General features: G+C 60.9%; 19 protein-coding genes. 10 read left to right on the forward strand and 9 right to left on the reverse strand.

Annotated elements, in window-relative coordinates:
* A partial coding sequence (locus tag FS777_RS21545; RefSeq protein ID WP_218570379.1) for a hypothetical protein occupies positions 1 to 200 on the forward strand: 200 nt, incomplete at its 5' end.
* Between the two features lie 69 nt (positions 201 to 269).
* Here FS777_RS21545 and tyrS read toward each other — a convergent pair.
* On the reverse strand, positions 270 to 1,469 hold the full coding sequence (tyrS, locus tag FS777_RS02730; RefSeq protein WP_058639583.1) for a tyrosine--tRNA ligase: 1,200 nt from the start codon (positions 1,467 to 1,469) through the stop codon (positions 270 to 272).
* Between the two features lie 213 nt (positions 1,470 to 1,682).
* Between tyrS and FS777_RS02740 the strand changes: the two genes are divergently transcribed.
* Both FS777_RS02740 and FS777_RS02745 read left to right on the forward strand, forming a co-directional pair.
* Positions 1,683 to 3,104 (forward strand): peptidoglycan DD-metalloendopeptidase family protein, encoded by a 1,422-nt coding sequence (locus FS777_RS02740; RefSeq protein ID WP_058639584.1) that lies wholly within the window; start codon positions 1,683 to 1,685, stop codon positions 3,102 to 3,104.
* A 4-nt stretch (positions 3,105 to 3,108) separates the two neighbouring features.
* Positions 3,109 to 4,200: an anhydro-N-acetylmuramic acid kinase gene (locus tag FS777_RS02745; protein ID WP_078479205.1), complete on the forward strand. Its 1,092-nt coding sequence runs from the start codon at positions 3,109 to 3,111 to the stop codon at positions 4,198 to 4,200.
* Between the two features lie 63 nt (positions 4,201 to 4,263).
* Here the strand turns inward: FS777_RS02745 and erpA are convergent, their stop codons facing one another.
* A complete protein-coding gene (gene erpA, locus FS777_RS02750) occupies positions 4,264 to 4,614 on the reverse strand; it encodes an iron-sulfur cluster insertion protein ErpA (RefSeq protein WP_023532751.1) in 351 nt (116 codons plus the stop codon).
* A gap of 130 nt (positions 4,615 to 4,744) precedes the next feature.
* Positions 4,745 to 5,779: an N-acetyl-gamma-glutamyl-phosphate reductase gene (gene argC, locus FS777_RS02755; protein ID WP_058639586.1), complete on the reverse strand. Its 1,035-nt coding sequence runs from the start codon at positions 5,777 to 5,779 to the stop codon at positions 4,745 to 4,747.
* A 141-nt stretch (positions 5,780 to 5,920) separates the two neighbouring features.
* On the opposite strand from argC, the gene hemJ reads away from it, so the two are divergent.
* The 5 genes from hemJ to FS777_RS02780 all read left to right on the forward strand — a co-directional run bounded on the left by hemJ (position 5,921) and on the right by FS777_RS02780 (position 9,472).
* The gene (gene hemJ, locus FS777_RS02760) at positions 5,921 to 6,346 is read left to right on the forward strand and encodes a protoporphyrinogen oxidase HemJ (RefSeq protein ID WP_023532455.1); all 426 of its coding nucleotides are present in this window, start codon (positions 5,921 to 5,923) and stop codon (positions 6,344 to 6,346) included.
* 177 nt (positions 6,347 to 6,523) lie between these two features.
* Complete coding sequence (locus FS777_RS02765; protein ID WP_058639588.1) at positions 6,524 to 7,306, forward strand: SDR family oxidoreductase; 783 nt, start codon at positions 6,524 to 6,526, stop codon at positions 7,304 to 7,306.
* A 64-nt stretch (positions 7,307 to 7,370) separates the two neighbouring features.
* Positions 7,371 to 7,709: a histidine triad nucleotide-binding protein gene (locus FS777_RS02770; protein WP_058603062.1), complete on the forward strand. Its 339-nt coding sequence runs from the start codon at positions 7,371 to 7,373 to the stop codon at positions 7,707 to 7,709.
* 65 nt (positions 7,710 to 7,774) lie between these two features.
* On the forward strand, positions 7,775 to 8,422 hold the full coding sequence (coq7, locus tag FS777_RS02775) for a 2-polyprenyl-3-methyl-6-methoxy-1,4-benzoquinone monooxygenase (protein WP_058639589.1): 648 nt from the start codon (positions 7,775 to 7,777) through the stop codon (positions 8,420 to 8,422).
* Between the two features lie 9 nt (positions 8,423 to 8,431).
* Positions 8,432 to 9,472 carry a DUF2157 domain-containing protein gene (locus FS777_RS02780; protein ID WP_145253905.1) on the forward strand — a complete coding sequence of 347 codons (1,041 nt, stop codon included), beginning with the start codon at positions 8,432 to 8,434 and terminating at the stop codon, positions 9,470 to 9,472.
* Between the two features lie 38 nt (positions 9,473 to 9,510).
* On the opposite strand, the gene FS777_RS02785 is transcribed toward FS777_RS02780, so the two are convergent.
* A complete protein-coding gene (locus tag FS777_RS02785; RefSeq protein ID WP_023532673.1) occupies positions 9,511 to 9,933 on the reverse strand; it encodes an OsmC family protein in 423 nt (140 codons plus the stop codon).
* Positions 9,934 to 10,120: 187 nt separating this feature from the next.
* Between FS777_RS02785 and crp the strand changes: the two genes are divergently transcribed.
* Positions 10,121 to 10,765: a cAMP-activated global transcriptional regulator CRP gene (gene crp, locus FS777_RS02790; protein ID WP_023532600.1), complete on the forward strand. Its 645-nt coding sequence runs from the start codon at positions 10,121 to 10,123 to the stop codon at positions 10,763 to 10,765.
* Here crp and FS777_RS02795 read toward each other — a convergent pair.
* The 4 genes from FS777_RS02795 to FS777_RS02810 form a co-directional block, all read right to left on the reverse strand.
* Positions 10,762 to 11,466, reverse strand: coding sequence for a lipoate--protein ligase family protein (locus FS777_RS02795; protein ID WP_145253908.1), 705 nt, complete (start codon positions 11,464 to 11,466; stop codon positions 10,762 to 10,764). The two genes, crp and FS777_RS02795, sit on opposite strands and share 4 nt — an antisense overlap.
* Positions 11,467 to 11,608: 142 nt before the next feature.
* Positions 11,609 to 12,442, reverse strand: a complete 834-nt coding sequence (gene trpC, locus FS777_RS02800; protein WP_058639593.1) for an indole-3-glycerol phosphate synthase TrpC — start codon at positions 12,440 to 12,442, stop codon at positions 11,609 to 11,611.
* Entirely contained in the window at positions 12,439 to 13,488 is a 1,050-nt protein-coding gene (gene trpD, locus FS777_RS02805) for an anthranilate phosphoribosyltransferase (RefSeq protein WP_145253911.1), read from the reverse strand. The genes trpC and trpD overlap by 4 nt, the downstream gene beginning before the upstream one ends.
* Positions 13,489 to 13,497: 9 nt before the next feature.
* Entirely contained in the window at positions 13,498 to 14,091 is a 594-nt protein-coding gene (locus FS777_RS02810; protein WP_145253914.1) for an aminodeoxychorismate/anthranilate synthase component II, read from the reverse strand.
* Positions 14,092 to 14,459: 368 nt separating this feature from the next.
* Between FS777_RS02810 and estP the strand changes: the two genes are divergently transcribed.
* Entirely contained in the window at positions 14,460 to 16,340 is a 1,881-nt protein-coding gene (gene estP, locus FS777_RS02815) for an esterase EstP (RefSeq protein WP_145253917.1), read from the forward strand.
* A 186-nt stretch (positions 16,341 to 16,526) separates the two neighbouring features.
* On the opposite strand, the gene trpE is transcribed toward estP, so the two are convergent.
* Positions 16,527 to 18,008 (reverse strand): anthranilate synthase component I, encoded by a 1,482-nt coding sequence (gene trpE / locus FS777_RS02820; protein WP_145253920.1) that lies wholly within the window; start codon positions 18,006 to 18,008, stop codon positions 16,527 to 16,529.
* Between the last annotated feature and the right edge of the window lie 39 nt (positions 18,009 to 18,047).

An 18,047-nucleotide genomic window follows, 5' to 3' on the forward strand; every position in this document is an offset into this window, starting at 1 on the left:
CGGGAGGCGAATTCTACAGCGTTTCAACACGCTGTCAACCTTCTTCTCAACCGCTGCCGATCTGTTCGATCGTAGCCTTTACAGCACCACCCGAACTAGCTAACCCATTGAATCTCAAGGAGTTTCGCGTTCCGATGTCGCTGGAAGTGGGGCGCATTATAAGGGGATTCGGCACCGCGTCAACCTTTAATTTCATGTAAATCAAAAGCAAAGCGGGGGGAGGCCCTTCGGCCTCCCCCCGCTTATAGAGAGTAGGCGCAGCGAATGCCTTACTCTGCCTTGAGCGTGACGCGTGCGAACGACTTCTTACCTGCCTGGCAGATATGGGTCGCGCCCAGTGCAACCACAAAATCACGGTCAACTACGGCGCCATCGACCTTCACAGCCCCACTCCCCAATAGATCCCGCGCCTGCGCCGAGTTCTTGACCAGACCGGCACGGTTGAGCACCGCAGCAATGGGCAGCGGCTCGGCGGCAAGCACTTCGATCTCGGGCAAGTCTTCCGGCAACTCGCCGTCCTTCATACGATTCCCAGCGGCGCGATGAGCGTTGGCTGCGGCCTCCTCACCATGGAAACGCGCCACGATCTCCTCCGCCAGCTGGATCTTGATGTCCCGCGGGTTCGCCCCATTGGCTACATCCACGCGAAGCTGATCGATGTCCTCCATGGAACGGAAGCTCAGCAACTCGAAGTAACGCCACATCAGGGTGTCCGGAATCGACACCAGCTTGCTGTACATCACACCAGGCGCCTCCTGGATGCCGACATAATTACCCAGCGACTTGGACATCTTCTTGACGCCATCAAGCCCTTCGAGCAGGGGCATGGTCACGATACTCTGAGCTTCCTGACCGTAGGCACGCTGCAGTTCACGCCCCATCAACAGGTTGAACTTCTGGTCGGTACCGCCCAGCTCGACATCCGCCTTAAGCGCGACAGAGTCATAGCCCTGCACCAGCGGGTAGAGGAATTCATGAATCGCGATGGGTTGATTAGTGGTGTAGCGCTTGTCGAAATCGTCGCGCTCCAGCATACGGGCAACCGTGTACTGCGATGCCAGACGGATGAAGTCGGCGGGTGTCAGCGTGTCCATCCAGGTGGAATTGAACGCGACCTCGGTCCTGGCTGGGTCGAGAATCTTGAAGACCTGCTGCTTATAGGTCTCGGCATTGTCCAGCACCTGCTCACGGGTCAATGGCGGGCGTGTGGCGCTCTTGCCACTGGGGTCGCCGATCATGCCAGTGAAGTCACCGATCAGGAACACCACGGTATGCCCCAACTCCTGGAACTGGCGCAGCTTGTTGATCAGTACAGTGTGACCGAGATGAAGGTCAGGAGCGGTAGGGTCGAAACCGGCCTTGATGCGCAAGGGCTGACCACGCTTGAGTTTTTCAACCAGCTCGGACTCCACCAGTACTTCTTCCGCACCGCGCTTAATAAGCGCCAGCTGCTCTTCAACCGACTTCATAGACAAACCCGCAAGGCTCAGATTCAGGGGGAGCCAACCATACAAGATCGGCCGTCAAATACAAGTTTTGCAAAGGAATGTGACCTGGAGGCGTGTGCGCAGCGTCTACGCGCCCTTGCGTGAAAATAGTTTTGGTTATATTTTATACAGTTATTTCATCTTCATCATGTCATTCATCTATTCCATTTCACCTTTTTCAAAGTCTCCTTACCCATGACCAACGAACCGCCTAAAGCGCCTCCGCTTTATCCGAAAACACACCTGTTGGCCGCCAGCGGCATTGCCGCCCTGCTTAGCCTGGCATTGCTGGTGTTCCCATCCAGCGACGTGGAAGCCAAGAAAACCACCCTCAACCTCGAGCTGGAAACCTCAGCCGAGCAGCTGAAAGACGAATCCCGCGCGGCGCCACTGGTGCAGGCAGCCGGTGAGCAAGGCTCGCCGTTTGCGCAGATCGATGAGGCGGCTGCCTCCACCCAGAAAGCCGAACAGCAAACTCCGCCGGCCGAAGCCGCCGCACAGCCCGCGAAAGACCCTGCCCACCGGGAAGTCACCGTCGCAAGCGGAGATACCTTGTCAACGCTGTTCGCCAAGGTCGGCCTGCCGGCCAATGCCGTCCACGACATTCTTGCCAGCAGCAAGCAAGCCAAGCAGTTCAGCCAGCTCAAGCATGGCCAGGTCCTGCAGTTCGAATTGGACAAGCAAGGCCAGCTGGCCAGCTTGCACAGTAAGGTCGGCAGCCTCGAAACCATTCGCCTGACCAAGACGGCCAAGGGCTACACCTTCAACCGTGAAATCAGCAAACCCGTAGTGCGCACCGCCTACGCACATGGCGTCATCAAGAGCTCGCTCTCGGCATCGGCACAACGCGCCGGGTTGTCCCACAGCCTGACCATGGACATGGCCAAGGTGCTGGGCTACGACATCGACTTCGCCCAGGATATTCGCCAAGGTGACGAGTTCGACGTGGTCTATGAGCAGAAGGTAATGGACGGCAAAGTGGTCGGCACCGGTAATATCCTCTCGGCGCGCTTCACCAACCGCGGCAAGACCTACACGGCAGTGCGCTATACCAACAAGCAAGGCAACACCAGCTACTACACGGCCGATGGCAACAGCCTGCGCAAAGCCTTCATCCGCACACCCGTGGATTTCGCGCGCATCAGCTCCCGCTTCTCTGCCGGGCGCAAGCACCCGATTCTCAACAAGATCCGCGCCCACAAGGGGGTGGACTATGCAGCACCGCGAGGCACGCCCATCAAGGCCGCGGGTGATGGCCGTATCGAGCTGGCCGGCCGGCGCGGCGGCTACGGCAATACGGTGATCATCCAGCACGGCAATCGGTACAAGACCTTGTACGGTCACATGCAAGGCTTTGCCAAGGGCATCAAGACCGGGGGCTCGGTCAAGCAGGGCCAGATCATCGGCTATATCGGGACCACCGGCCTTTCCACCGGTCCCCACCTGCACTACGAGTTCCAGGTCAACGGCGTGCATGTTGACCCGCTGAGCCAGAAAGTGCCGATGTCCGATCCGATCGCCAAGAACGAGCGCCAGCGTTTCCTGCAGCAAAGCCAGCCGCTGATCGCACGCATGGACCAGGAAAAAGCCACGCTACTTGCCATGAACAAACGGTGAGCCCATGGGCCTTTACCTAGGTGTGATGTCAGGGACCAGCCTGGATGGGCTGGACATCGCCCTGATCGAGCAAGGCGAGCACATCGAACTGCTCGCCACCCATTATCTGCCCATGCCAACTGAACTGCGGCAAGCGCTGCTTGACCTGTGTACTTCTGGGCCGGATGAAGTAGCGCGGGTCGCCCTCGCTGAAAACCTGTGGGCGGCCTTGGCAGCCCGAGGCATACTGGATTTGCTCGACCACCATGCCTTGCAGCCCAAAGACATTCGCGCTATCGGCAGCCATGGCCAGACCATTCGCCATGAGCCTGCCCGAGGCTTCACCGTGCAGATCGGCAACCCGGCGCTCCTGGCTGAACTGTCAGGCATCACGGTCGTGGCCGACTTTCGTCGCCGTGACGTAGCGGCCGGCGGTCAGGGCGCGCCGCTCGTCCCGGCGTTCCACGAAACGCTGTTCGGCCATCTCGAACAGCCGCTGGCCATTCTGAACGTGGGCGGTTTCAGCAACCTCAGCTTGATTGCCAAAGACAAGCCGGTCCGAGGCTTCGATTGCGGACCGGGCAATGTCCTGATGGACGCCTGGATCGAGCGCAAACGCGGCCAGGCATACGATGCCAACGGCGCCTGGGCGGCGTGTGGGGCAGTGCAACCTGCCCTGCTGACCTCCCTCATGGCCGACCCATTCTTTGCCGGCAGTGGGCCCAAGAGTACAGGCCGTGAAGTCTTCAACCTGCGCTGGCTGGACAGCCATCTCGCTGCGCTGCCTGCCTACCGCGACGAGGACGTCCAGGCAACGCTGCTGGAAGTCAGCGCCCAAAGCATCATCGATTCGCTGAACACCGCACAGCAGGGCACCAGGACCCTTCTGGTATGCGGGGGTGGCGCACACAATGGCGCCTTGATGGCTCGTCTTGCAATAGGCCTGCCTGGCGTGAAGGTATCCAGCACAGCCGAACAGGGGGTAGACCCTGATTGGGTTGAGGCCATGGCGTTCGCCTGGCTGGCGCATTGCTGCCTTGAGGGCATCCCTGCCAACCGTCCCAGCGTAACGGCCGCCAAAGGCCTGCGTGTTCTGGGCGCCATCTATCCGGCCTGAGCCATTGACCTGCCCAACGAAAAACGCCGCGCTTAAGCGCGGCGTTTTGACGAAGGCAAGGCTTCAGATCGAGAACGAAGAGCCACAGCCACAGGTGGTGGCAGCATTGGGGTTCTTGATAATGAAGCGCGAGCCTTCCAGGCCCTCCTGGTAATCCACTTCGGCACCGGCCAGGTACTGGAAGCTCATCGGGTCCACTACCAGCGAGACCCCCTCGCGCTCCACGATGGTATCGTCGTCGGCCACTTCCTCATCGAACGTGAAGCCATACTGGAAACCCGAGCAACCGCCACCGGTGACGAATACACGCAGCTTCAGGCGGTCATTGCCCTCTTCGGAAACCAGGTTCTTCACCTTCAGCGCAGCACCGTGGGTAAATTCCAAAACCGTAGGGGTGAAGGTTTCGACGCTCATGTTGATTCTCCCGGCCGACGGCCGTCATAAAACTCGATGACGGCCATTATCCGCTTTCCCGAGAAAATCGGTCAACAATAGGCGACGGGCAGGTCGCGATCAGCACAGCTCGCCGTAAGCCCTCGTCAGCTTACGGTAACAGGCCGGCATGGCTCAGCCCCATGCGCTCATCAAGCCCGAACACGATGTTCATGTTCTGCACGGCCTGCCCGGAAGCGCCTTTGACCAGGTTGTCGATGACCGACAACACCACGACCAGATCACTCCCTTGTGGACGATGAACAGCAATGCGGCAGACGTTGGCGCCGCGCACGCTGCGGGTTTCGGGGTGGCTACCGGCGGGCATCACGTCCACGAAGGGTTCGTTGGCGTAGCGCTTCTCGTAAAGCGTCTGGAGGTCGACCGATGTGTCGGCGACAGTCGCATACAAGGTGGCATGGATGCCGCGGATCATCGGCGTCAGGTGAGGGACGAAGGTCAGACCAATGTCCTTGCCCGCGGCTAGACGCAGGCCCTGGCTGATTTCCGGAAGGTGACGATGCCCCTTGACCGCGTAGGCTTTCATGCTCTCACCGGCCTCACAGAACAGCGACCCGACAGCCGCACCCCGTCCGGCACCGCTGACACCGGACTTGCAGTCGGCGATCAAGCGCGACGCGTCGGCCAAGCCAGCTTCGAGCAACGGCAGGAAACCCAGTTGAGTGGCGGTTGGGTAGCAGCCCGGAACCGCGATCAGGCGCGCCTGGCGGATCTTGTCGCGGTTGACCTCGGGCAAACCGTACACGGCATCGTCGAGCAGATCAGGCGCGCCGTGAGGCTGGCCGTACCACTTGGCCCACTCCACTGCGTCCTGCAGGCGGAAGTCGGCCGACAGGTCGATGACCTTGGTGCCCGCCGCCAGGAGTTCGCCCGCCAGGGCATGAGCGACACCATGGGGGGTGGCAAAAAACACCACATCACACGCGCCCAGGGTCTTGCTGTCAGGCACGCTGAATGCAAGGCCGTCGTAATGGCCGCGCAGGTTCGGATACATGTCGGCCACCGCCACACCGGCTTCCGAGCGCGAGGTGATGACCGCTACCTCGGCCTGTGGGTGCTGAGCCAGCAGACGCAACAGTTCGACGCCGGTGTAACCCGTGCCGCCGACGATACCGACCTTGATCATAACGCTTGCCCCTTATCAACGAGCCGTCTGGAAAACGCACGATGATAGGGGCGTGATGCGTCTGTCACAACACTTCAGGTGTCCCTGAGGGTGCCTGGGCACTACTATCTGACGACCGTGAATACCTGAAGGAATGCCCCGATGCTCTACCTATGGATCAAAGCGCTGCACATCGTCAGCGTCGTATGCTGGTTCGCCGGCCTGTTCTACTTGCCACGGCTGTTCGTCTACCATGCCCAGAGCCAGGACAGCATCAGCCAGGACCGGTTCGTGACCATGGAACGCAAGCTGTACCGAGGCATCATGAACCCGGCGATGATCGCCACGTATGTGTTCGGCGCCTGGATGCTCTACCTCACACCGGGGTGGCTGAGCCAGGGCTGGCTGCACGCCAAGCTGACACTGGTGCTTCTGCTGACCGGCTACCACCATGTGTGCGGGGCCCAGCGCAAACGCTTCGCCGCCGGCACCAACACCCGCAGCCATGTCTACTATCGCTGGTTCAACGAGGTACCTGTTCTGATCCTGCTGGCGGTCGTTATCCTGGTGGTGGTCAAACCGTTCTGAGAATGGTGCCCAGCACTGGGGCTGCCAGGACGGTGCAAAGCTACTCGCCGATCGTCGTAAGCGCCACTGACAGCCCACGCAGCGGCGCACTCCCAGGCTTGGGCGGCCCAGCAAAACGCAGCATCCGCCACCGCCAAGCTGTACACTAGATGCCCTCTTCGGCCCCAGGAGCCCTGCATGACCCGTTACGCCATGATCACCGGCGCTTCCACCGGCTTGGGCCTGGCCCTGGCGGAGGCCCTGGCACGGCGCGGGCGCAACCTGATCCTGGTCGCACGCCACCGTGAAACCCTGGAGCCGGTCGCCATCGAGCTTGCCCAGCGTTTCGGCGTCGAAGTGCTGTTGCGTGCGTGCGATCTGAGCCAACCGCTTAGGCTGTCAGGGTTCGTCCTCGAGCTGGAAGAAGGCGAGCGGCGCATCGATTTGCTGGTCAACTGCGCCGGTCAGCGCACCTACGGCCCATTCCTGGCCCATGAATGGGCCGACGAACAGGACCTGCTCGAAGTCAACGTGCTGGCACTGAGCCGCTTGTGTCATGCCATCGGCAATCTGATGGCGGTACAGGGCGGCGGCCAGATCCTCAACGTTGCCGGGCTGGCCGGCGTGGCCCCCGGGCCATGGATGGCCACCTATGCCGCCAGCAAGGCATACGTGATGAATTTTTCCCAGGCCCTGCGTGAAGAGCTCAAACCCACAGGCATCAAGGTCTGCGTGCTGTGCCCGGGGCCGGTGCATTCCCCACGGCGCCACATCGCCCGGCTCGAAGGCAAAAGCCGCTGCCTCAGCCCCGAGGAAGTGGCGCTGTACACCGTTCGCGCGCTCGCCCGCAACCGCGCCTTGATTCTGCCGGGGCGACGCAATCGCTGGCTGGCGTTCGCCCCGCGCCTGCTGCCGAACGGGTTGGTGCGCAAGCTGGCAGGTGTGATTCACCGGCGTTATTGTCCAGTCGGTATGGAATAGTCGCTGGGCGAGCGGCTTCGGCCTGAGTACACTCGGCCCGGACCCTCACCATGGAGCAAGTGCTGTGGACGATTTATTCCTCAAGATCATTAACCGGGAGATCCCGGCGAAGATCATCTACGAAGATGACCAGGTTCTGGCATTTCACGACATCGCCCCCCAGGCCCCGGTGCATTTTCTGGTCATTCCGAAAAAGCACATCCGCACCCTCAACGACCTGACCGAAGAAGACAAGGGCCTGGCTGGGCACATTCTGTTCACGGCCCAGCGTCTGGCCAGGGAACTGGGCTGCGAGGAAGGCTTTCGCGTGGTCATGAACTGCAATGAACAAGGTGGGCAGACGGTCTACCACATTCACATGCACGTGCTCGGCCAACGCCAGATGAACTGGCCACCGGGCTGATCCACCGCAAGCGACTCGAGCGCGATTGGGTTAGACTGTCGGGCACATTCTTGCGGAGGTGCCCGATGGCTACCGAACGTCACTATTCCCCGCTCGACCGCTTGTTGCTGCAGGCCGACACTGCCATGCGCACCTTGCTGCCGTTCAGCGGCCAACCCTCTCGTCCGTCCCCGGCCATCGTCAAGCCCGCCGTCGAACTCGAAGATCGGCAGGCACGTCACGTGGCAGGGCTGATGCGCATAAACCACACCGGTGAAGTCTGCGCCCAGGCGCTTTATCAAGGCCAGGCCTTGACGGCCAAACTGCCGTCAGTGCGCAAGGCCATGGAGCGCGCTGCGGAAGAGGAAATCGATCATCTGGCCTGGTGCGAACAACGCATCCGTCAACTCAACAGCCACCCCAGCGTCCTGAACCCGCTGTTCTACGGTATGTCATTCGGCATCGGCGCTTTTGCCGGGCTGGTGAGCGACAAGGTGAGCCTGGGCTTCGTGGCAGCGACGGAGCACCAAGTCTGCAAGCACCTGGACGAGCACCTGGTACAGATCCCTACTGAAGATGAAAAATCCCGAGCCATCCTCGAGCAGATGCGCGTCGACGAAGAACAGCACGCCGATACGGCACTGCAAGCCGGTGGCTACCGCTTCCCTGCGCCTGTGCGTTTTGGCATGAGCCTGCTGGCCAAGGTCATGACCAAGAGCACCTATCGCATCTGAAGGCTCGCCATGACAACACGTTTCGATGCCAAGGATCTGGCGCGAGCGGTCGAGGCGGGGATTCTCCAGCCAGGCCAGGACCAGGCCTTGCAAGCCTTTCTCAGCCAGCGTCAAGAGGCGACGGGCAGCCTTCAACTGGCCCACAGCGCATTCTACTTCGGCGCGCTGCTGGTCATGGGGGCCATGGGCTGGCTGCTCAACGAGGCATGGCTACGCATCGGCGACACCGCGTTGCTGGCCGTGGCCAGTGCCTACATCGGGTTGCTGACCCTGGTCGCACTCATTCTTCAAAAGCGCAAGCAACCCATTGCGGCCGGCGTACTGGCCGCAGCCGCGGTCAGTATCGTGCCACTGGCGGTCTTCGCGCTGGAGCGGTTGCTCGGTTGGTGGCCGCTCGATGACGTGCGAGCCGATTACCACCAGTACTACACCCATGTACAGGGCGGTTGGCTGGCCATGGAGGCCGCCACCGTTGTTGCAGGTGTGGCGATGCTCCGCCTTGTCCCCTACCCATTTATCGTCATGCCCATTGCCGTTGCCCTGTGGTTCATGTCGATGGACCTTACCGAGTGGGTATTCGGCGCGCCATTTAGTTGGGAACAACGCCGAGTGGTATCTCTGTGGTTCGGGTTGGCGACCTTGCTGGTGTTTCTGGTAGTCGATGGCAGGACGCGGCAAGACTATGCCCACTGGGGCTATCTGGCCGGCCTTGCAGCCTTCTGGGGTGGGTTGACGATGCTCGACAGCGGCAGTGAATGGGGGAAAGCCACCTACTGCCTGATAAACCTTGTGCTCATGGGGGTGGCAGTGTTGCTGCGCCGGTCCGTCTTCATGGTGTTCGGGGCACTTGGCGTTACCGCCTACCTGGGGTACCTGGCGTATGACGTATTTGCCCAATCCCTGCTGTTCCCGCTGTTGGTCAGCTTGATCGGCCTGGGCGTCATAGGGCTGGGCCTGCTTTACCAAAAACACCGGGAGGCGTTGAGCCAGTCGGTCAGAAGCGCACTACCAGGCTGGCTATACGCGACACTGCCAGCACTGCGCCATTAAGCGCCGCCGGCACGCGCCGCGCAGCTCGCACCCGTTGCTCAACCCAGTTCCACGATCTCGTAGCCATGGGTGATTTCAACCCCGGCACGCTCAAGCATGATCGACGCCGAGCAGTATTTTTCGGCCGAAAGCTCGACGGCACGCTTGACCTGGGCCTCTTTCAACCCGCGGCCCTTTACCACGAAATTCATGTGGATCTTGGTAAATACCTTTGGATCCTCGCCTGCCCGCTCGGCCTCGAGAAACGCTTCGCAGCTCTCCACCGCCTGGCGCGACTTTTTCAGGATGCTGACCACATCGAAACTGCTGCACCCGCCCAGGCCCAGCAACAGCATTTCCATCGGCCTGACGCCCAGGTTGCGGCCGCCGGCCTCGGGTGGGCCATCCATTACCACGACGTGGCCGCTGCCGGACTCGCCAAGGAACATTGCCTCACCGGCCCACTGGATACGTGCCTTCATCACCCGAACTCCTGAATTCGCAAAAAGGGTGTCAGCTTAGTCGTTGTGCCGCTGTGGGAAAAGTATGTAAGGAGGCGCTTTAATGCCGAAACATTTTGTAGTGTCTGATAAGCTGGCGCCAATCGAATGGCGTTTTTCCAGCCAACAGCCATGGACGCCCATGGACTGCACAGAACAGGATTTCGCGATGGCAGCCTCTGCCCTACCCCCAAAGATCAAGAACATCGACAAATTGCTGGTGCACTGCCAACGCCGGCGCTACAGCGCCAAGAGCAACATCATCAGTGCAGGTGAACGCGCGCAGACATTGTCGTTCATCATCAAGGGGTCGGTCACCATCCTCATCGAAGACGAAAATGGCCATGAAATGATCATCGCCTACCTCAACAGCGGTGACTTCTTCGGTGAGCTAGGGCTGTTCGAACCGGTTGAGGCGCAGCAGCATCGTAGCGCCTGGGTTCGGGCCAAGACTGAGTGCGAAGTGGCGGAAATCAGCTACGACAAGTTCCGCGAACTGGTACGACACGAGCCGGACATGCTCTACGCCGTCAGCAGCCAGATGGCCCAGCGCCTGCGCGACACTACCCGCAAGGTTGGGGACCTGGCCTTCTTCGATGTCACCGGCCGAGTTGCGCGGTGCTTGCTCGACTTGTGCAAGCAGCCCGACGCCATGACCCATCCAGACGGCATGCAGATCAAGATCACCCGTCAGGAAATCGGGCGAATCGTCGGTTGTTCACGGGAAATGGTCGGCCGCGTCCTGAAGGACCTGGAAGAACGCAGCCTGGTCCAGGTCAAGGGCAAGACCATGGTGGTACATGGCACGCGCTAGCTGACGGGCACCTCAGCCAGCACCTGCGCGTACGCTTGGGATAGCCGTGCGAACCACGGTGCCGTCGGTGCTACCTCATGCAAGGCGATGTGTGCATCGGCGCGGCATCGCTGTTCAAGGTTGCAGCACATATTGAAGTGGTTGACGGCAGCTACCATTGCCTCCCGGTCGTTATCCAGCAGCAATGCCCCATGCACCAGCACCACTGGGCGTTTGCCTGCGGCGGCCTGGCGCCAGCGCTGGGCGGTCCCCACCAACTTGCGGCCATTGAGGTTGACGTTGTACCGGCCATCGCAGAATGCACCCTCGATCTCGCCCACCGAGGCGACACCTCCCCACTCCTGCAGCACCTCGCACAGGGGCAGGCACAAGCGCTGGTAGGCTTTTTCGATACGCCCTTGATCGCCCTCACTGCGCGGGGCCGCATAGACCAGGGCGATATTTACCGTCGAATGGGACTGCGGTACAGGTTCGCCGCCGGTTTCGCGCAGCAGCACTGGCCAGCCAGCGCCAGCCAATTGCGCACTCGCCGCTTCAAAGTGCTCCAGCCGGCTCATCCTGCGAGGCATCACCAGCGCTTGGTCAGTGGGGCGCCAGAACAACACACCGTTATCGCGCTCGCCCCGGCAAACGGCGGCCAGCAGGTCCTGTTCGGCAAGCAGCCCTTGCTTGACGGTAAGGGCCAGGGGCTGGTCAGTCATTGATTCACCTTCGATTGAGTTACGCAGCCTGTGGCCACCACCGTTAGCGTCACAGCCTCTGCACGACAGGCATCAGGGCGAAAGCGCCCCTGAGCCAGATGGCAACCATGAAAAAGCCGGCGACATGGCCGGCTTGGTTCATTCAGTCCAGTTGCTGAATGGTCTTTTTCACTTGATCAGGGAAGAACAAGCGCTGGAGCTCGAGCCCCGGGTTCTCAGCCCGCATGAATGCCTCACCCACCAGGAATGAATAGACGCGGTTGATCTTCATCAGCTGCACATCGGCCTGATTGAGGATGCCGCTCTCGGTAATGGCGAGCCGATCCGCGGGGATACGTGGCAGCAGGTCCAGCGTGGCCTCCAGGTTCACTTCGAAGGTATGAAGGTTACGGTTGTTGACCCCCACCAATGGCGTGTCCAGCGTCTTGAGTGCGCGCTCAAGCTCAGCACCATCGTGCACCTCCACCAGCACATCGAGCCCGACCGACTTGGCCGTGGCCGCCAGCTCGGCCATTTTCACATCGTCGAGCGCCGACACGATCAGCAGCACGCAATCTGCGCCCAGAGCACGGGCCTCGACGATTTGATAAGGGTCGACCATGAAGTCCTTGCGGATCACCGGCAGCGACACGGCTGCTCGCGCCTCTTTGAGGTAGTCGTCCGCCCCCTGAAAATAATCGACATCCGTTAACACCGACAGGCAAGTTGCGCCGCCTTTCTCGTAGCTCACGGCAATGTCTGCAGGGACGAAATGCTCCCGGATCACACCTTTGCTAGGGGAGGCCTTCTTGATTTCAGCGATAACCGCTGGCTGCTTGCGCTCGGCCTGACGCAGCATGGCGTTGGCGAAACCACGGGGCGCGTCGGCCGCCTTGGCCAACTGCTCAAGTTCGGCAAGGCTTACGCGAGCACTGCGCTCGGCCACTTCCTCGAACTTGCGGGCGATGATCTTTTCCAGCACCGTTGGCACGCTCATGCTTCATTCTCCACCTTGAATACGGCCGTAAACGCACCCAGCTCCTGCAGTTTCTCCCAGGCCAACCCGGTGTGCAGCACGTCGTGGGCAAGTTCAACGCCGGCCTTCAGGCTCATGGCGTGATCTGCGGCATATAGGGCTGCACCGGCATTGAGCACGATCATCTCGGCGGCCTTCTGGCCGTTCTCGGTCTTGCGTCGACCCAGCGCATCACGAATCAGCGCCAGGGACGCTTGCGGGTCCTCGACCGCCAGGCCATGAAGGCTCTGGCTCTTCATGCCCAAGTCTTCCGGTTCAACCCAGTACTCGGAAATCTCGCCATTTTTCAATTCAGCCACGAAGGTGGGCGCTGCCAGGCTGAACTCGTCCAGTCCATCCTTGGAATGCACCACCAGCACATGCTTGCTGCCCAGGCGGTGCAGCACCTCGGCCAGAGGACGGCAGAGCGCCTGGGTGAACACCCCAACCACCTGATGCTTCACACCGGCCGGATTCGTAAGCGGGCCAAGCATGTTGAACAAGGTCCTGAGCCCTAGATCGCGACGCGGCCCAGCGGCATGTTTCATGGCGCTGTGGTGGCTCTGGGCGAACATGAAGCCGATACCCAGGCTGTCGATGCAGCGGGCCACCTGAACGGGCGTCAGGTTCAGGTAGATGCCAGCCGCTTCGAGCAGGTCTGCGCTGCCACTTTTGCCGGACACCGCCCGGTTCCCATGTTTGGCGACGGTACAGCCGGCAGCGGCCAGTACAAAAGCGGATGCGGTAGACACGTTGAAGATATTGGCACCATCGCCCCCGGTACCCACGATGTCGACCACCCCATCAAGGGTGTTCAGCTCGACCTTATCAGCCAACTCCCGCATGACCGACACCGCGCCAACGATTTCGTCGATGCTTTCACTTTTCATGCGCATGCCCATCAGAAATGCGCCAATCTGCGCTTCACTGCATTGGCCGGTCATGATCTGGCGCATCACGCCGCGCATTTCATCGGTGGAAAGGTCCAGATGGCCGACGATGCGACCCAGCGCGCTCTTGATATCCATATTCGTTCCTTAGCGGTGGCCGCCAGTCTGCTGGAGGAAATTGGCGAACAGTTCATGGCCCTGCTCGGTGAGTATCGACTCGGGGTGAAATTGCACGCCCTCGATATTCAACGTCTTGTGCCGTACACCCATGATCTCGTCGACCGAGCCATCTTCGTGTACGGTCCAGGCCGTCACTTCCAGACACTCCGGCAGCGTCTGGCGCTTGATCACCAGCGAATGGTAGCGGGTCACGGTCACCGGATTGTTCAGGCCGCTGAATACGCCAAGGTCTCGATGGTGGACGGGGCTCGTCTTACCGTGCATCACCTGGCGTGCACGCACGACATCGCCACCGAACGCTTGGCCGATGGACTGATGGCCCAGGCACACGCCCAGAATCGGCAGTTTACCGGCAAAATGAAGAATGGCTTCGATGGACACACCGGCTTCGCTCGGCGTACAGGGCCCAGGCGAAACGACGATGCGCTCCGGCGCCAGGGCTTCGATCTGGGCAATGGTCATTTCGTCATTGCGAATGACCCGCACATCAGCCCCTAACTCGCCCAGGTACTGGACGACGTTGTAAGTGAATGAGTCGTAATTGTCGATCATCAGTAACATCGGATGAAACCTCTTGAACCTACTGACTTCATGATTCGAACCTTCCTGTACCTGTCGCAGGCGCAACTTTGCCGCTAAAGACGTTGAGACAGGAAGGCAAACAGGGGCGGGCCGGACGGACCGGCAGAGGATAAAGTCAGGCGCGCCAACGCCAACGGGCGTGGGCCTTGATAACGCGCATCAAGAGTTTGCTGACGATCAACACAGGGTAGGTCTCGCTCATACGTCTCGGCACAGTAGCCTACCGGGGCGGCGGGCGCAATATGCCCGTAAACACTGGGAAACGAATGGCATCAGGTGCATTGCGCGGCGTTTTGCTAAGGTCGATGGAGTTGTCCTGATAAAAACAAAGAAAAGGATGTTTCTCGATGCTCAACGTACCGTTATTGCGCGTCACCGCCGCCTCACTGGCATTGGCCTGCGGCCAGGCATTTGCATCTGCTGACCCGTACGCTTCATTGATCGTATTCGGTGATAGCCTGAGCGACGCCGGCCAGTTCGCAGGCCTTCGCTTCACCAACCGCAATGCCGATGGCAGCTATGCACCTGTGTCGCCGATGATCCTGGGCGCTCGCCTGGGCCTGGGCGCCAATGCGCTTGGGCCTTCCACATCGCCGGTCAATGCGGCGCTGGGCCTGCCCGATGGCAACAACTGGGCGGTTGGCGGCTATACCACCAAGCAGATCCTGGACTCCATCACCACCACCTCCAGCACGGTCATCCCACCGGGGCGCCTAGGCGCGGGCCTGGTGCTTCGGGAAAAGCCTGGCTATCTGGCTACGGGCCTTCGCGCCGATCCCAATGCACTTTATTACGTGACAGGCGGCGGCAACGACTTCCTGCAGGGTTTGGTCAACAGCCCAGCCGACGCCGTGGCTGCCGGTGCACGCCTGGCCGCCAGTGCTCAGGCCCTGCAACAGGGTGGTGCCCGTTACATCATGGTTTGGCTGTTGCCTGATCTTGGCCAGACGCCCAACTTCAGCGGTACGGCGCAGCAAAATTCCCTGTCGTTGCTGTCCGGTGCCTTTAACCAGGCACTGGTCAGCCAACTCAGGCAAATCGACGCTCAGGTCATCCCCCTGAATGTCCCACTGTTGCTGAGCGAGGCCCTGGCCCACCCCGCTCAGTTCGGACTGGCCAGCGACCAGAACCTGGTCGGTACGTGCTATAGCGGCGAAAGCTGCGTCGGCAACCCCGTGTATGGCGTCAACGGCATCACGCCAGACCCCACGAAGCTATTGTTCAACGACGCCGTGCACCCGACCATTGCTGGCCAGCAACTGATCGCCGATTACGCCTACTCCGTTCTGGCCGCCCCTTGGGAGCTTACCCTGCTTCCCGAAATGGCCCACGCCAGCGTCAGCGCTCATCAGGATGAACTGCGCAACCAATGGCAGGCCCCTTGGCAAGCGGTCGGTCAGTGGCAGCCTTTCATCGCCGCTGGTGCGCAAGACCTGGACTTCGGCGGGCAACGCAGCGCCGCCAACGGTGACGGCCACGGTTACAACCTGACTGTCGGCGGTAGCTACCGGGTCGACGATGTCTGGCGGCTGGGGCTGGCTGGCGGCGTGTACCGGCAGAAGCTGGAAGTGGGCAGCCATGATTCGGACTACACACTCGACAGCTACCTGGCCAGTGTCTTTGCGCAGTACCGCCAGCACCGCTGGTGGGCAGATGCGGCATTGACCGTCGGGCACCTGGATTATGACGATCTGAAACGCACCTTCGCGCTGGGGGTGAGCGAGCGCAGTGAAAAAGGCGATACCCAGGGCGAAACATGGGCCGTGTCTGGCCGACTGGGCTATAACCTGGCGCCGGAAAGTGCCCGCTGGCAGCTGGCGCCATTCCTGAGCGCTGACTATGCCAGGGTCAAGATCGATGGCTATGACGAAAGGAGCGGTCGCGCGACGGCGCTGGGGTTCGATGACCAGGAGCGCACGTCACGACGGCTGGGCCTGGGCCTGCTGGGTAGCGTGCAGGTATTGCCTGCTACCCGAGTATTTGCCGAGGTGGCTCAGGAGCACGAGTTCGAGCATGACCAGCAGGACGTACGCCTGAACTTCACCGCTTTGCCAGCCAATGATTTCACGCTCGACGGCTATACCCCCCATAGCAACTTGACCCGAGCGAGCCTTGGGGTCAGCCATGAAGTGGTGGCAGGGGTGAATGTGCGTGCCGGCTACAACTGGCGCAAGAGCGATGAGCTCAAGCAACAAGGTATGAGCCTTGCCGTTAGCGTGGATTTCTAGCAAAGGGCCAGCCTGAAATCAACGGGGCCGCTTCGCGGCCCATCGCGGCACAAGACCGCTCCTACAGGTCAGTGTAGGAGCGGCCTCGTGCCGCGATGGACCGTGAAACGGCCCCAACGATCTTAAGTGAACAGCATTACGCTCATACAGGGGCTTGGACTGCGTCACCGCTCAGGCAACCGCCACCTACCGAGAAGTGGTCTGTTCGGCCAACGCCACCGCACGGAACATGGCCCGACGCTTGTTGATGGTTTCTTCCCACTCCAGCGCTGGCACCGAATCGGCAACAATGCCACCGCCGGCCTGTACGTGCAGCTCTCCATCCTTGATCACAGCCGTACGGATGGCGATCGCCGTATCCATGTTGCCGTTCCAGGCGAAGTACCCCACTGCACCGCCATAAACCCCGCGCTTGACCGGTTCGAGCTCATCGATGATCTCCATCGCACGGATCTTGGGCGCCCCGGACAACGTACCGGCAGGCAGGATGGCCCGCAGTGCATCCATCGCCGTCAACCCTTCGCGCAACTGGCCGGTGACGTTGGAAACGATGTGCATGACATTGGAATAACGCTCGATCACCATCTTCTCGGTCAGGCGCACACTGCCTGTGGACGATACGCGGCCGACGTCGTTACGCCCCAGGTCGATCAGCATCAGGTGCTCTGCAATTTCCTTGTCGTCCGACAGCAAATCGTCTTCCAGCGCGCGATCGGCCTCCTCCGTCGCACCGCGTGGCCGTGTACCGGCGATGGGTCGCACCGTGACCAGGTTGTCCTCGACCCGCACCAGCACTTCGGGCGAGCTGCCGACGACATGAAAGTCCCCAAAGTTGAAGAAATACATGTACGGCGTCGGGTTGAAGCAACGCAAGGCGCGGTAGAGGTCGATGGGTGCTGCCTTGAAGTCGATGGACATGCGCTGCGACGGCACCACCTGCATGCAGTCACCGGCCAGGATGTATTCCTTGATACGACCGACGGCATGCTCATAATCGTCACGCGTGTAGCTCGACCGGAATGCAGGCTCGACTGCCTGAGGCCCGCTCAGATCAAGCCCGCGGCGTGGCGTGATGGGTTGGCGCAGCGTTTCGAGCAGGCTTTGCAGGCGCGCCTGGCCTTGCTCATAAGCCTGTTCCTGGGCAGGGTCAACCAGCACGATGGCGTGCATCTTGCCAGCGAGGTTGTCGAACACCACCACGGCATCGGAGACCATCAGCAGGATGTCCGGCACCCCGAGAGGGTCTGGGTTGGGGCTCGCGCCCAAACGTTTTTCAACGTAACGCACGCAGTCATACCCGAAATAGCCGACCAGTCCACCGTTGAAGCGCGGCAGGCCCGGAACGTCGGCCACGTTGTAGCGCTGCTTGAAGGTTTCGACGAACGCCAGGGGGTCCTCGACGTCATGGCTTTCGACCTCGACGCCGTCCTGCAGGATGGACACGTGGTAGCCATGCACACGCAGCACGGTCCGCGACGGCAGACCAATCATCGAGTACCGCCCCCATTTCTCGCCGCCCTGCACCGATTCGAGCAGGTAGGAATTGGGCTGGTCAGCCAGTTTCAGGTAGATCGACAGGGGCGTATCGAAGTCGGCCAGGGTTTCGCAGGCCAGGGGGATGCGGTTATAGCCGGCAGCGGCCAGGCGCAGGAATTCTTCGCGGATCATGAGTAGCCTCGTGGCAAACAGCATTGGTTCGGGCAAACG

It is taken from the genome of Pseudomonas sp. DE0157 (assembly GCF_007678615.1).
GTDB classification, from domain to species: Bacteria; Pseudomonadota; Gammaproteobacteria; order Pseudomonadales; family Pseudomonadaceae; genus Aquipseudomonas; species Aquipseudomonas parafulva_B.